Below are 14,265 nucleotides of genomic sequence, written 5' to 3' on the forward strand. Positions count from 1 at the left end.
ATGTTTACCAGCCAAGGGAGGCATAGATATGAAAACGAAATTAAAAAATGAAAATATGCCCGTTTATCTGGGAGTTTATAATTCCTTATATTCTGACATCATTGAGGGAGTCTACAAGCCCAATGAACACCTTCCGGGAGAAACGGCTTTGTCGGAAAAATACGGTGTCAGCCGCAATACCCTCCGCCAGGCTCTCGCTATTCTCAGTGAGGATGGTATGATCATCAAGTCCCAAGGAAAAGGCACCATTGTAGCTCCCAAAACCGTTAAGCCTATGGAAGAACAGATAACAAACCCTCTGCTCTCACTGAGCAAACTGACGGTGAACAGCACTGATCTGTCTTACAATTACGGCGCTCCTACCGATATAGCCAGAGATAAGCTGCATCTTGCAGCCAGTGATATTGTACTGGCATGTTATTGTGTTTATAAATCTGATGACCGGGTTCTGGGCTATTCCTTCACCCAGGTTCCCGCTGCATTTTTTGATGAATTGGGATTAGATGCCTCCAAAGAGGATTCTATAAAAGAACTTATTCTGAACACACTCTTCCAGTATTCAGAAAGCATGAATATGACGGTAAAATTAATTTATGCGAATGAAATAGAAATGGAGTTTCTAGAAGTGCCGGCGCAGACTCCCCTTCTGTTAATAGAAGCCATACACTACAATAAAACAAAACAGCCCTTTTCCCGTAATAAATTTTATTTTATTCCGGAATACTATCATATTAATTTTGTTTTAAATAATTGAATTGTTATCTCATGTAAAGGGCACGGGGAGAATGGCGCTAATGGTTCCCTATCTCTTTCGTGTTCCTTGAGAGTCAACATTCTTGGTAAATATTGCATTTATTAGGGCTGGTGAAGAAAGGATACAATTATAAAATACTTTCGCGTGGGAAGCATGGTAAAAAAAATTATAATCAAAAAACTATACAGTTTCCTATAAGCTGGCACTCAATGGAATATTCTATTATACTAAAGCAGAAATAGGTTATATCCATTATTCATTGAACAAACCTAGCACAGCTTATGCCTGCTTAGCGAAAATCACATCTGTGCCCGGATTCCTCACTCTCCCCTTATAATATCCTCATACTTAGTATAGACGACACACATAAAAAAGAACTTCCGCCCACAAGGTAGAAGCCCTAAGTTCAAGGTATTATGTCTTTTCAGGCGTGCCTATTCTGTTAGCCAACAGGGTAGGCTTTTCATTATAGTATATAAGGCCGGAAAATCCGGCCTCCTGAAAATGACTTACTACTGCAATATCCCTTCCAGATCAGAAAGCATAACATCAAGTGCTGTAATACCACCCTCTGCGGTATACCAAACAGCCGGATGTTCCAGATAAACGATCTTTCCGTTCTTGTATGCGTCAGTCTTCATGATCAGCTCATTCTCCATGATTTCACGGGCAAGCTGTGCACCTTCTGTACCAATTGCACTGTCCCTGTCCATCACAAATATGTAATCCGGATCCATGGATACCACAGTCTCAAAAGAAGCTTCATTTCCATGTGTAGAAGTACTTCCCTGACCGGATCCATTTCCTTCTTTACCTAAATCGTCTGAAGTCTCCTTGGAAGCCTTCTCCTCCGAACCACTGTGTTCCGAACCGCCGCCACGGCTTTCCGTTACTGAATCTGCCGCCAGATTATCAAATCCGATTTCATTGCCGATTATGGAGCATCTTCCATCATTTCCCATAAGGTTAAAGCTTCCGCTTGTAGTCATCCCGACTAATGCGGTATTTCCCTCCGCCTTTTTCTGCAAAGTCTCAATACGGGCTGCAAAATCCGCTGTTTTTCCATCCACCTCTTTTTCTAATCCGAATATGGATGCAATCGTTCTCGCGTTATCATTTACACTTTCAACCAGTCCTTTCTGTGTATCTGTAGCTAAATACACGACTGGCGCGATTTCATTCAAAGCATCATAGGAAGCTGACAACCTGCCCCCGATAAAGATAATATCAGGCTCACATTCCATCACTGCCTCCATATCGGCCTCCCTATATAGTCAAGTCTTTTTTCCTTGAAAATCAAGGATTTTTTAATGTTTCATCAATAAATATCTCAGAAGAAAGAACCATTGGAATGGACATTTCTCTGTATCTGGTACGAAAGTAGTGGATTTTGGGTGCACAAAATAAAACGTCTTCTCTTTTCGTTCTACATGGCCTTGTGTGTACCCATCCATCTACGGCAGCGAACCTCCCATGTCTACCAGGATCATCAGACCATTGCTGAGTCCTAACTTCTCTCGTCCCGCCTGTCCATAACCAGGGTGTCAGCTCAGCTCCTTTACAGGGTCATGCCCTCTGGTGAATATTCCTGCCGACTACTGGCTCCATTCTTTGTTTTTTTATTACTGACTTTTTCCTGCAACAGCACCTCTCGGTGGACGTTTTCCTGTTACATTCCATTTACTTGTTTCTTCCAGCTATCATGGCTGGCCTCAGCCTTCCATTCTTTCCTTTCAAAGGCTCAGACCGGCCATGATTCACTGTTTCTTTCTCTTTATGCTGCTGGCTGCATTTTAGGTCTTACAATGTCACTTAACATCTTCTGACCGTCATACTCTATGCCTTTTGTTAGTATTGTATAAAATATCCGGATCAGTTTACATGCCACCGCTATCACCGACTGCATCTTCTTCAGGGGATTCTTTTCCCTCGTCCTGTAATAACAATGGATCTCTTTAAATTCTTTATTTTTCCCAATCACCGATATCGCAGCTTCATACAGCGCATATCTCAAACGCTTTCTTCCCCTGTGGCTGATACGACTTTCTCCATTATGCTTTCCGGAGCTGTCTGCGACAATAGCATATCCTGCCAGTTTCTGCACCTGCTTTGGATTATCAAAACGTCCAATGTCTCCAACCTCTGCAATAAAGCAGCTTACCGTTTTTATTCCAATCCCATTGATCTCCATCAGCTTATCTATATAGGCAATCTCAGAAAGTGTTTCCTCTATCTCTTCCATAAGTTCATCCATACGATTCTTATATATTTCGTAGTCATTCAACAGGTTTCGGATCTCTTTCCTGGCACTTCTTGGTGCTTCCGTATTTCCGATGCTGTGCTCCGCTGCGGTTACCAGGGTCGTTGCCCTCTTTATCCCAGCGCCTTTCAGCCTTGCATCTCTCCATATCTTATTAACACCATCCACGCCAAGCTCTTTGATATCGCAGGGCAATGGTGCCTGTTTGATTACCATCAGTCCGCTTACTGCATCCGGATTCCTGTAAACGTCTTTGATCTCTGGAAAATAGATGCTGAACCAGCGGGCGATCCTGTTTTTGATTCTTGTAATCTCTTCCTGTGTCTGAATACGAAGGTTGGACAAATTTCTAATTTCTGCATAAATCCCGGTTGGAATATATGGATATGAAAATCTTCCTTCATTTACCAGACCTGCAATTGTTTTTGGATCTTTACGGTCATTCTTACTCGGATTATTGTCATCCAGTTCTTTAGACTTCTTGACATGATGCGGATTCACATGTACCGGCTTCATTCCCTGTTCCTGCAGGTACGCTCCAAGGTTCAGCCAGTAGTGACCGGTTGGTTCCATTCCCGGAATCACAGCTTCCATCCCATGTTTCTCTGCTATATCGTCCATCCAGTCTTTGAATGAGGAAAATCCAGCTTCATCGTTGCTGAAGGCAAACGGTTTCTTTGAGTACTCATAATTGCGCCAGCCGAAAGCTCTTGCATAATGGGTTTCACTTCCCACATCAATACCAACGATTAAAGTCTTTTCCGTAATAGATGCAATTTTTGCGTTCTGTGTGTTATAATTCATTTCAAGTACCTCACTGTTTAATAAGATTTTTTACTAACCGTCCAAAGTCAGTAATCTTATTTTACTCTGAGGTATTTTTTTCTCAACCTTCTTTCTCGGAATTCCTTATATTTGAATTATACAAGAAGCTCCTTGATAGTTCCAAGGTTCGTAATATTTTCGTCTGTCACATAAGACTGCAGATAATCCAGTGTGGTACTTGCAGAACCAACCACACGGTCCCCTTTTCCCAGATTATCAATAATATCCAGACTTGCCATATCCAGAACTGCAATACGCTGTGGGTCGTATGGCACTTCAATTTCTTTACTTTCCTTATTTGCATTTAGGCTTGTAATAGTAATAGTCTTCGTTTTTTCTGTGTCTGTGGAAACCTCTGCCGATGTCTCTTCTCTTTTTAATTCTCCTGAGGAACTGTTCGTGCATGCTGTGAGTCCCATGGCCATTACCGCTGTTAATAATAAAATTGTTCTTTTTTTCATTTTTATAATCTCCTTTTTCTTAATAATAGATAGATAATGGTTTTCCCTCTATCTCCATAATTTCAAAATCTACATGATATATTTCAGACAGCACTTCTTTTCTGATCACCTCTTTCACCGTACCAAATTTTGCAATTTTTCCATTTTTAAATGCACAGATATAATCCGAATAAAAGGCCGCATAGTTAATTTCATGCAATACCAGAATCACTGTTTTTCCTAATTCGTCGCACAAACGCCGGACAGTCTTCATCATATTTGTCGCATGATAGATATCCAGATTATTTGTTGGTTCATCTAAAAGTACATACTCGGTATCCTGTGCGATCACCATAGCAATGCAGGCCCTTTGTCTCTGACCGCCTGATAATTCGTCTATAAACTGATTCTCAAATTCCTGCAATTCCATATATTCAATTGCCTGGTCGATGATTTTTTGATCTTCCTGTGTGATACGTCCTCCTGAATAGGGAAAACGGCCAAAGGTAACCAACTCCCTAACTGTCAACTTCATTTCTATATGGATACTCTGGGTTAAAATTGCCAGTCTTTTGGAAAGCTCCCTGCTCTTCCATCTTTCAATATTCTTCCCTTCTAAACCTACCGTCCCGCTGTCCCCTGCTATCAGTCTGGAGAGCATACTCATAACCGTTGATTTTCCTGCTCCATTTGGGCCTATCAGGGAAGTCACCTTACCCTTTGGGATTTCAAAAGAAACGGAATCTACCACTGTCTTTCCGTCATATTTTTTGATCAAATCCTTCACATGCATGCGATTACCTCTTTTTGTTTTTTAATAATAAATACAAGAAATAAATTCCTCCTCCCACTGTGATGAATACACTGACCGGAATGGAATAGGAGAAAACGTGCTCTACCAAAAGCTGTCCACCGATGAGGACGATCATTCCAAATAGAGCTGATCCCAATATCAATTGTGTATGCCTGTATGTTTTAAGCATTTGACGGGAAAGATTCGCAATAATCAGACCCAAAAAAGAAATCGGGCCTACCATAGCCGTAGCCACTGCAATAAAAAGTGTTACACCAAGCAGCAGTTTGCGGATACATTTATCATAATCCACTCCCAAATTAATGGCCTGCTCCTTTCCCAGCGTAAGTACATCCAAAAGTGCCAGTTCCCTGTGAAGAAAAAATATGATTGCTGCCAGCACTATGATTGAAAAAACAATGATTTCTGTATTGATATTACTGAAACTTGCCACCAATGTTGCCAGAAGGCTGTCGTATTCATTCGGATCCATGATCCGTGTCAGCGTATTCTGAATGCTGGAGAAAAAAGAGGACAGTACGGTTCCAATCAGCAATACATACAAGATATTATGTTTCGTTTTCTGAAAGAGATAGCTGTATACCACTGTCGCCGTAACACCCATCAATACCAGATCGACTGCAAATGAGACATTCGCATTTACCGCCAGAAAACTTCCCGCTCCTGCAAAGAATACAACCCCGGTATGAATCAGAGTGTACAGGGAATTCATCCCTAAAAGACAGGGTGTCACAATCGTGTTACGAATAACAGACTGAAATACAATAGATGCCCCGCCGATTGAAAATGCCGTGATCAGCATAGCAAGCAGTTTAGATGTACGCAGCCTTATCGCATACCGGAATAATCTTTCATTTCCAAAATGGACGCCCACAAACATATATGCCCCCGAAATGAGCAGCACCAGTGCCACCATGATAATCAGATTACGAACATTCCGTCTGTACGCTGTATTACGCACTGCAGCCACCTCCCTATATAGTCAAGTCTTTTTTCCTTGAAAATCAAGGATTTTTTAATGTTTCATCAATAAATATCTCAGAAGAAAGAACCATTGGAATGGACATTTCTCTGTATCTGGTACGAAAGTAGTGGATTTTGGGTGCACAAAATAAAACGTCTTCTCTTTTCGTTCTACATGGCCTTGTGTGTACCCATCCATCTACGGCAGCGAACCTCCCATGTCTACCAGGATCATCAGACCATTGCTGAGTCCTAACTTCTCTCGTCCCGCCTGTCCATAACCAGGGTGTCAGCTCAGCTCCTTTACAGGGTCATGCCCTCTGGTGAATATTCCTGCCGACTACTGGCTCCATTCTTTGTTTTTTTATTACTGACTTTTTCCTGCAACAGCACCTCTCGGTGGACGTTTTCCTGTTACATTCCATTTACTTGTTTCTTCCAGCTATCATGGCTGGCCTCAGCCTTCCATTCTTTCCTTTCAAAGGCTCAGACCGGCCATGATTCACTGTTTCTTTCTCTTTATGCTGCTGGCTGCATTTTAGGTCTTACAATGTCACTTAACATCTTCTGACCGTCATACTCTATGCCTTTTGTTAGTATTGTATAAAATATCCGGATCAGTTTACATGCCACCGCTATCACCGACTGCATCTTCTTCAGGGGATTCTTTTCCCTCGTCCTGTAATAACAATGGATCTCTTTAAATTCTTTATTTTTCCCAATCACCGATATCGCAGCTTCATACAGCGCATATCTCAAACGCTTTCTTCCCCTGTGGCTGATACGACTTTCTCCATTATGCTTTCCGGAGCTGTCTGCGACAATAGCATATCCTGCCAGTTTCTGCACCTGCTTTGGATTATCAAAACGTCCAATGTCTCCAACCTCTGCAATAAAGCAGCTTACCGTTTTTATTCCAATCCCATTGATCTCCATCAGCTTATCTATATAGGCAATCTCAGAAAGTGTTTCCTCTATCTCTTCCATAAGTTCATCCATACGATTCTTATATATTTCGTAGTCATTCAACAGGTTTCGGATCTCTTTCCTGGCACTTCTTGGTGCTTCCGTATTTCCGATGCTGTGCTCCGCTGCGGTTACCAGGGTCGTTGCCCTCTTTATCCCAGCGCCTTTCAGCCTTGCATCTCTCCATATCTTATTAACACCATCCACGCCAAGCTCTTTGATATCGCAGGGCAATGGTGCCTGTTTGATTACCATCAGTCCGCTTACTGCATCCGGATTCCTGTAAACGTCTTTGATCTCTGGAAAATAGATGCTGAACCAGCGGGCGATCCTGTTTTTGATTCTTGTAATCTCTTCCTGTGTCTGAATACGAAGGTTGGACAAATTTCTAATTTCTGCATAAATCCCGGTTGGAATATATGGATATGAAAATCTTCCTTCATTTACCAGACCTGCAATTGTTTTTGGATCTTTACGGTCATTCTTACTCGGATTATTGTCATCCAGTTCTTTAGACTTCTTGACATGATGCGGATTCACATGTACCGGCTTCATTCCCTGTTCCTGCAGGTACGCTCCAAGGTTCAGCCAGTAGTGACCGGTTGGTTCCATTCCCGGAATCACAGCTTCCATCCCATGTTTCTCTGCTATATCGTCCATCCAGTCTTTGAATGAGGAAAATCCAGCTTCATCGTTGCTGAAGGCAAACGGTTTCTTTGAGTACTCATAATTGCGCCAGCCGAAAGCTCTTGCATAATGGGTTTCACTTCCCACATCAATACCAACGATTAAAGTCTTTTCCGTAATAGATGCAATTTTTGCGTTCTGTGTGTTATAATTCATTTCAAGTACCTCACTGTTTAATAAGATTTTTTACTAACCGTCCAAAGTCAGTAATCTTATTTTACTCTGAGGTATTTTTTTCTCAACCTTCTTTCTCGGAATTCCTTATATTTGAATTATACAAGAAGCTCCTTTTTTCCTGAATACTGCTGAGGGCCTAAGTGCCTTCCGTCCGTTTTTTAGACGGTAAAGCAGCAGAAGGATAAATACAATGCTCCCCACAATTCCTACGATCAGCTCAATCGGCAGTTCATAAGGCATAATTACCAGCCGCCCGATCATATCGCATATCAGAACAAATAAAGCTCCAAACAGTGCTGTATCAATCAACGCGCCACGAATTTTATCCCCTTTGAACATGGCCACTACATTCGGTACAATTAATCCTATGTAGGAAACAGAACCAACCACCACTACTACAGATGCCGTAATCATCGCCGCAATGCTCAACCCCAAAAACAGCACAAGATTATAGCTGACTCCCAGATTCTTTGAAAAATCTTTTCCCATCCCCACGATATTGAAATGGTTTGCAAAGAAAAACGCAAGGATTACCAATGGTACTACAAGATAAACGATTTCATACCTCCCTCGCAGTACCAATGAAAAATGTCCTACCAGCCAGGACGAAAGTGCTTGTGTCATCTCATATTTATATGCCAGATAATTTGTGACACCACCCACCACATTTCCGAACATAATACCGACCAATGGAACCATCACCACATCCTTAAACTGAATCCGCTGAATAAACCAGACAAATATCCACGTCCCGAGAATCGCTGCCACAAATGCAAATCCCGCCCGACCCCACAATGTAGAATTCGGCATAAATAAAAGTGCCAGAAGTATTCCAAACTGAGCGGATGAAATCGTCGCTCCGGTTGTAGGGGATATAAATTTATTCATGCAAAGCTGCTGCATGATCAGTCCTGCAACACTCATACCAATCCCGGTACACAGAATTGCCAGCAGTCTTGGCAGCCTTGAAATCAAAAATACCTCCAAAACCTCCGTATCACCTGTAAGCAATGCTACTGGCCGTACATCGATCACACCAATGAACAAGGATAAAATAGACACAAGCCCAAGGCTGACCGCCAGTATAATTGTTGAAAGATGTTCTTTCATCACAATACCTCCCTCCGATTTTACATCGTAACCCTATAATCAGCCCTTAGTTAGTTAATGCTAACTATGGGTTTTAAAAAAAGTCGGCTCCTTATCTGCCGCTGACTTTAAAGAGTATAATCGTAAACTCTGATCATTACAATAACTTACTTTTTTGTAGGTATCTGATTATACAGTTTCTTTAATATAAATATTATTACATGAAGCATAGTATTTCGTAAACCTGCATGTATCTTCAATTATTTTTTCTAAATCTTTGTATTCCTCCCGCAAATGATACAATATTGTCTTGGGAGGCTGCTCATTCACAATTTCTTTTTCTATGATACCTGATTTTTGCAGGTCTCGCAGCTGTGTGTACAACACCTTCTCTGTAATATCTGGTATTGCTTTCTTTAACATGGAAAACCTATTGTCTCCGTGAATAATATGCCATAATATCCGCAGTTTCCACTTCCCGCCTATCAGGTCGTGGGTAAATACCAGGGCACATTTGTATTCTTTTTCAAAATTTACCATAATGTACTGCCTCCTCCTATTTTAAATGAAAAAGAAAGCGTATCCCTACCTGGATTTACGCTTTCAGCAACTCGGCATACATAGTATAGCCGAAATCTCAACTCATGTCAAAAGTTTTCCATCTATTCCTAACTCTACATATAATGACTTTGATTTCGCTTAAAGAGAGTTTTCATAAGATGCAGGAAGCATTGGACATTGCAATAAGTGATTTGAAACTTCGTATGAATTGATGTTTAAGTATTTTGTCGGCATGAACCACGAAAATAAGTTGTGTTATGCTGAATAAAAGCATGTCCACATGAAGCATTTTCTCATTCTGTGTCTTGCAGGCAGTATGCACAAAACAGTCTTTAAAATGATTAATAGAACGCTTGACAGTGGTATAGATCTTGTATCTGGAATCCCATTCAAAAGTATAGCGGAATGTACCGAGATGGGCACGGTAATTGCGCTGCTGTGATACAAGTTGGTCAAATTTTCCATCACGGCCAGCCGGGAACTCAACATATTTGTGATTTCATCACGGAAATGCCTTCGCTATTTTGCTATACTCTGATCATCTTAATTCGAGGGAGATAATTATGGAGACCAAAATCAAAAAAAGGCGAAAAGCCACTGTAAATGAAAATCACTGCGTGGCCTGTGGTTGTTGTGTTAAAGTATGTCGGTTAAATGCAATTGCTATTTGGAGGGGAATCAAAGCTAAAATAGACTCCGATAAGTGTGTAGGATGTGGGAAATGTGCAAAAGAATGCCCTGCCAGTGTAATCACGATCAGAGAGGTGATACTATGAAAAAACATTGGTACGATTACCTCTGGATTGTGTCCTTAGTTTATTTGTTGTTAGGTTTTTTTAATATTCTATTTGCATGGCTCGGTCTGCTTTGTTTTTTTATTCTACTGATCATTTCCGTTGTTTGTGGAACAAAGAGCTATTGCAGCCACTATTGTGGACGAGGACAGCTCCTTAGCTTATTTGGCGGCCGCTTTGGTTTATCACGAAAAAAAGATATCCCGAATTGGATGAAGAGTAAAACGTTTCGATACGGATTTCTTACTTTCTTTTTTGCTATGTTTTTTCTGATGCTCTGGAATACTTATCTGGTATTTGTGGGTGCACAGGATCTGAAACAGGCAGTAACTCTTCTGTGGACGTTTAAACTGCCATGGAATTGGGCATACCATGGAACCATTTTTCATCCCGGCGTTGCTCAGTTTGCCTTTGGATTTTATAGTGTAATGCTCACTTCCACAATATTAGGACTTATCACTATGGTACTTTTTAAACCAAGGAGCTGGTGTGTATACTGTCCTATGGGAACTATGACGCAGCTCATTTGTAAAGTAAAATCTGGTAAGGAGTAATGTTATCAAGAATAATGTTAACGCTTAATATAACATACAAATATATAATCAAGTGAAAGGTAATTAATGATATAAAATCAAGTGCTAAATAACAGCTTCAAGGCAGAGCAGATGGATCCACGCTATGTGCTTATTAATGCCCCCCGATACAGTAAGCCTTCTGATAGGTGCAAAGGGTTCTTTGCAGATTACTTAATATAAGCATCAAAAAATGAAGAGCACTGATGGGGGGCACAATCCTTGGTGCTCTTTTGGAATATCTGTCCAAAAAGTTCAAACGTAAGCGTTTAAATTATCGATGTTGGCAGAAAAATATCCAACTACTTTTCTTTAATCGGAGTACCTTGGTAATTCACGTATGATTGATTATTAATTTGAGTCTGGGCTCGGCATCAGCATTCGTATCTTAAATAGAGGGTATGAAGAATCCTATTTACAGACTTTTCTTCATACCCTCTCGGAACATGCCTCACCTTATATTCCGTTTATTAGAAAGCACATTTTTTCTCTGATTCATGCCTGTCATGCCCTTGCAATATCTTTGTTTCTGGTATATACTAAGCATATAAAAAGAGCATCCGCCCACAAGGTGGAAGCCCTCAAGTTAAGGTTTTACGTCTTTTCAGACGCGCCTACCCTGTTGGCCGACAGGGTAGGCATTTTTTATTTCCGGTTATGCCTATCTATGTAGGTCAGTAACGCGATGAGAAATGTGCCGCTTAAAAAGGGCAAGCTCAATACTTCAAATATCCTGAATATTCTTGTGCGGTGAAATCGCACTTCCGGAAATCTGGAAATCAGATGTCCGGAAAGTGGAAATCATCTTATGCGAGATTACTCGCGTAATGTTTTGTCCAGTCCATATACCTCTCGCATGGAGATGTCATGAGCTGTATCGATGCTTGTGATGTTGATTCGGTAGCTGTCATGAGCAATGCGATCAATGATTGCATCAGCAAGTGGACTTGCATCGCCACCAAGCTGGTCATACCATTCTTCGAAGCCATACTGAGAACAGAAAATCGTGGATGATTTCTTACGCCTCCGATGGAGCAATTCGAAGATATCCCTTTGTTCTGTATCTGTTGGCTTGAGTAAAAGCCATTCGTCCAGAATCAGAACGACGGGGTTAGCATATTTTGCCATGACTTTTTTATAATTACCATCCGTCCGTGCTATTTCCAGATCTATGAGCAGATCCGGAAGGCGGATATATCTGGTGTTATAATACTGCTTACAGGCCTCCATGCCAAAGGCACAGGCCATGTAGGTTTTACCACAGCCTGTAGCTCCGGTAATAAATAGATTCCGGTGTTCAGATATATATTCGCAAGTGGCAAGTCTGTGAATCATTTCCTTGTTCAGCTTGCGCCCGGAAGTGTAGTTGATATCCATAATATTTGCTTCCGGCTGATCGAATCCGGCATTCTTAATCAATCTTCTGAGACGATTGCTTTTGCGGCTGCTGTATTCGATATCTATCAGCATTCCGAATTGATCCTCGAAAGAAATCTCCTTAAATTTTGGATCATCCAGCTGGCTGCGGAATGCGTCTGCCATTGCAGTCAGGCGCATTTCAATTAGTTTATCTATTGTACTCTGATTAGTCATATGCGTTTACCTCCGATAGTAGTCGGCACCTCTTGTGATGCCGTGTGCTTTCTGTGTGTTCTTGGATTCAGATGCTTCTGATTCTTGTTTAACAGAACCTATTACAAGGATGTTTTTAATACTCTTGTAACTTGGCGATGCTGTATAGGATAATGCCTTTTTACAGGCAGTTTCAAGCAATGCATCTGAGTATTTCTCAGCAAGCTTTAGAAGCCCCATGCAGCTCCGATAGGTCTGTTGTTCCACACCTTTGGAGGTTAATATCGCATTAACTGCAGTGTACGTATTTATACCAATCCGCTCAGCCCACTTACGAAAGCGGTCACCGTTCCACTCCAGATATTTCTGGTGGTCTTCTGGCATATGCTCTGTAATTGTGCTGTATTGCCCAGAGCGCCCTTTCAGACGCCGATGGGAAGCAATGCGGTTATGGTTGTAGAAAATTTCAATAGTGGTATCTGTTACCTTCACATCAACTTTCTTTTTGATGTATTCATACGGAACGGAGTATAGCATTCCGTCTACAGATATGTGATAATTGAACTGGACGGTGGCTGTTTTCCAGTCACTCAGTTCAAAACGGGTAGCAGGTAATGGTGCCAGCAATGGTTTTTCTTCCCCAAGAAATAAGCTTCGCCGACTACCCTCTTTCTTCTGAAAGAGCCTTTGGTTGAACAGTTCTAGCTTATCTCTGATTGCCCGGTTTAATTCGGCAAGGGAGAAGAACTGTTCATCCCGAAGTGCTGCTGTGATCCAGGTAGATATGTTTCCTACCGTTCCCTCAGCATTCGGCTTGTCCTTGGGTGCCCTGACACGCGCCGGAATAATAGCGGTGCCATAGTGTTCGGCCATTTCCTGATAGGTTTCATTGATCTGCTGGTCTTTAAATCCACCATTGTGAACAACTGCTGTTTTACAGTTATCCGGTACGAGGATTCTGGCGACACCGCCAAAATATTCGTACATATGGACATGAGCATTAATCCATGATTTCTGCTTCATATCCAGAAATGCTTCCACATATGCATACTGACTGTAGGTCATTACGCCAACAAATATGTAAGCTTTGATAATTTCGCCGGTATCCGGGTCGATGACTGTTGCAGAAGCTCCTGCCCAGTCTACTTCAACCTGTTCGCCGGGTTTGCGGTTGATATGCATGGTAGCACGCCGTTTCTGCTCATCTTGCTGGATGTGATAGCAGAACTGGGAATACATGAGCGGTTCCTCACCGTTGGCACGGCAGTCCTCCATGTATTCTGTCCACAGAAGCTTTTTGCTGACTCCGTTGCGGAGCAGTTCCTTGTGGATGTAAGCGTAGTCAGGTATACGCTTGTTAGGTGATACCTTGTTCTCCTTGGAGAACATGAGCCTTTGAAGCTCTGTGTCAGTCATTGCATCATCAAGCGGCCATGAAAGATTTAATTCTTTGGCACGTTTCTGAACCTTGACGACAGTTTTCTGTGCGACACCACAGCTAGCCATGATATCGCGTTGTGAGAATCCTAGGCCGGTAAGGCGAATGATTTCTCTGTACTTGGTCATAAGTGTGACCTCCTTATAATGAATTTACACCAACAGGTGCATGACCTCATTATAAGGTTTTTATAGATAAAGCGATTTCCTTTTTAACGGAAATGCGATTTCCATCTAAACGGATTGGTGATTTCCATACACCGGACAGGTGATGGATTTCACCCCGGATTATTCAAATATCCCTATCTGCATCACTTCCCTCTTTCGGAGTGGAGGGTCCTACCCAGTACGCGA

13 protein-coding genes and 1 pseudogene are annotated in these 14,265 nt (G+C 41.7%); 3 read left to right on the forward strand and 11 right to left on the reverse strand.

The genetic code is table 11. From position 1 onward, the window contains the following. Positions 1 to 28 precede the first annotated feature (28 nt). A complete protein-coding gene (locus BLCOC_RS24130) occupies positions 29 to 754 on the forward strand; it encodes a GntR family transcriptional regulator (RefSeq protein WP_115623599.1) in 726 nt (241 codons plus the stop codon). Between the two features lie 512 nt (positions 755 to 1,266). Here BLCOC_RS24130 and BLCOC_RS24135 read toward each other — a convergent pair. The 8 genes and pseudogenes from BLCOC_RS24135 to BLCOC_RS24170 form a co-directional block, all read right to left on the reverse strand. Beyond that, positions 1,267 to 2,022, reverse strand: a pseudogene (locus BLCOC_RS24135) (ABC transporter substrate-binding protein); the annotation flags it as partial. 506 nt (positions 2,023 to 2,528) lie between these two features. Next, positions 2,529 to 3,818, reverse strand: coding sequence for an IS110 family RNA-guided transposase (locus BLCOC_RS24140; RefSeq protein WP_115623341.1), 1,290 nt, complete (start codon positions 3,816 to 3,818; stop codon positions 2,529 to 2,531). A gap of 116 nt (positions 3,819 to 3,934) precedes the next feature. After that, the gene (locus BLCOC_RS24145) at positions 3,935 to 4,300 is read right to left on the reverse strand and encodes a substrate-binding domain-containing protein (RefSeq protein WP_174717628.1); all 366 of its coding nucleotides are present in this window, start codon (positions 4,298 to 4,300) and stop codon (positions 3,935 to 3,937) included. A gap of 19 nt (positions 4,301 to 4,319) precedes the next feature. Next, positions 4,320 to 5,072 (reverse strand): iron ABC transporter ATP-binding protein, encoded by a 753-nt coding sequence (locus tag BLCOC_RS24150; RefSeq protein ID WP_115623600.1) that lies wholly within the window; start codon positions 5,070 to 5,072, stop codon positions 4,320 to 4,322. Between the two features lie 4 nt (positions 5,073 to 5,076). After that, positions 5,077 to 6,054: an iron chelate uptake ABC transporter family permease subunit gene (locus tag BLCOC_RS24155; protein WP_115623601.1), complete on the reverse strand. Its 978-nt coding sequence runs from the start codon at positions 6,052 to 6,054 to the stop codon at positions 5,077 to 5,079. A 521-nt stretch (positions 6,055 to 6,575) separates the two neighbouring features. Continuing rightward, a complete protein-coding gene (locus tag BLCOC_RS24160) occupies positions 6,576 to 7,865 on the reverse strand; it encodes an IS110 family RNA-guided transposase (RefSeq protein ID WP_115623341.1) in 1,290 nt (429 codons plus the stop codon). Positions 7,866 to 7,970: 105 nt separating this feature from the next. Next, positions 7,971 to 8,996: an ABC transporter permease gene (locus BLCOC_RS24165; protein WP_147298905.1), complete on the reverse strand. Its 1,026-nt coding sequence runs from the start codon at positions 8,994 to 8,996 to the stop codon at positions 7,971 to 7,973. A 168-nt stretch (positions 8,997 to 9,164) separates the two neighbouring features. Further along, positions 9,165 to 9,515 carry a winged helix-turn-helix transcriptional regulator gene (locus BLCOC_RS24170; protein ID WP_018593234.1) on the reverse strand — a complete coding sequence of 117 codons (351 nt, stop codon included), beginning with the start codon at positions 9,513 to 9,515 and terminating at the stop codon, positions 9,165 to 9,167. A gap of 584 nt (positions 9,516 to 10,099) precedes the next feature. Between BLCOC_RS24170 and BLCOC_RS24175 the strand changes: the two genes are divergently transcribed. Both BLCOC_RS24175 and BLCOC_RS24180 read left to right on the forward strand, forming a co-directional pair. Further along, positions 10,100 to 10,312, forward strand: coding sequence for an ATP-binding protein (locus BLCOC_RS24175; RefSeq protein WP_018593235.1), 213 nt, complete (start codon positions 10,100 to 10,102; stop codon positions 10,310 to 10,312). Further along, a complete protein-coding gene (locus BLCOC_RS24180) occupies positions 10,309 to 10,884 on the forward strand; it encodes a 4Fe-4S binding protein (RefSeq protein ID WP_115623602.1) in 576 nt (191 codons plus the stop codon). The genes BLCOC_RS24175 and BLCOC_RS24180 overlap by 4 nt, the downstream gene beginning before the upstream one ends. A gap of 663 nt (positions 10,885 to 11,547) precedes the next feature. On the opposite strand, the gene BLCOC_RS24185 is transcribed toward BLCOC_RS24180, so the two are convergent. From BLCOC_RS24185 to istA, 3 genes are read right to left on the reverse strand one after another with little or no spacing between them, the layout of a single operon-like run. Further along, positions 11,548 to 11,664 carry a putative holin-like toxin gene (locus BLCOC_RS24185; protein WP_242998995.1) on the reverse strand — a complete coding sequence of 39 codons (117 nt, stop codon included), beginning with the start codon at positions 11,662 to 11,664 and terminating at the stop codon, positions 11,548 to 11,550. Between the two features lie 54 nt (positions 11,665 to 11,718). Continuing rightward, positions 11,719 to 12,495 (reverse strand): IS21-like element helper ATPase IstB, encoded by a 777-nt coding sequence (istB, locus tag BLCOC_RS24190; RefSeq protein ID WP_018598445.1) that lies wholly within the window; start codon positions 12,493 to 12,495, stop codon positions 11,719 to 11,721. A 6-nt stretch (positions 12,496 to 12,501) separates the two neighbouring features. Beyond that, a complete protein-coding gene (gene istA, locus BLCOC_RS24195; RefSeq protein ID WP_115623603.1) occupies positions 12,502 to 14,040 on the reverse strand; it encodes an IS21 family transposase in 1,539 nt (512 codons plus the stop codon). Between the last annotated feature and the right edge of the window lie 225 nt (positions 14,041 to 14,265).

Source organism: Blautia coccoides, assembly GCF_034355335.1.
GTDB classification, from domain to species: domain Bacteria; phylum Bacillota; class Clostridia; order Lachnospirales; family Lachnospiraceae; genus Blautia; species Blautia producta.

Excerpts from the sequence above, each read along its gene's own strand:
- BLCOC_RS24165 (WP_147298905.1), bottom strand. The coding sequence starts at position 8,996 with ATGAAAGAACATCTTTCAACAATTATACTGGCGGTCAGCCTTGGGCTT.
- BLCOC_RS24180 (WP_115623602.1), top strand. The coding sequence starts at position 10,309 with ATGAAAAAACATTGGTACGATTACCTCTGGATTGTGTCCTTAGTTTAT.
- istA (WP_115623603.1), bottom strand. The coding sequence starts at position 14,040 with ATGACCAAGTACAGAGAAATCATTCGCCTTACCGGCCTAGGATTCTCA.
- BLCOC_RS24175 (WP_018593235.1), top strand. The coding sequence starts at position 10,100 with ATGGAGACCAAAATCAAAAAAAGGCGAAAAGCCACTGTAAATGAAAAT.
- istB (WP_018598445.1), bottom strand. The coding sequence starts at position 12,495 with ATGACTAATCAGAGTACAATAGATAAACTAATTGAAATGCGCCTGACT.
- BLCOC_RS24130 (WP_115623599.1), top strand. The coding sequence starts at position 29 with ATGAAAACGAAATTAAAAAATGAAAATATGCCCGTTTATCTGGGAGTT.
- BLCOC_RS24160 (WP_115623341.1), bottom strand. The coding sequence starts at position 7,865 with ATGAATTATAACACACAGAACGCAAAAATTGCATCTATTACGGAAAAG.
- BLCOC_RS24170 (WP_018593234.1), bottom strand. The coding sequence starts at position 9,515 with ATGGTAAATTTTGAAAAAGAATACAAATGTGCCCTGGTATTTACCCAC.
- BLCOC_RS24150 (WP_115623600.1), bottom strand. The coding sequence starts at position 5,072 with ATGCATGTGAAGGATTTGATCAAAAAATATGACGGAAAGACAGTGGTA.
- BLCOC_RS24140 (WP_115623341.1), bottom strand. The coding sequence starts at position 3,818 with ATGAATTATAACACACAGAACGCAAAAATTGCATCTATTACGGAAAAG.
- BLCOC_RS24145 (WP_174717628.1), bottom strand. The coding sequence starts at position 4,300 with ATGAAAAAAAGAACAATTTTATTATTAACAGCGGTAATGGCCATGGGA.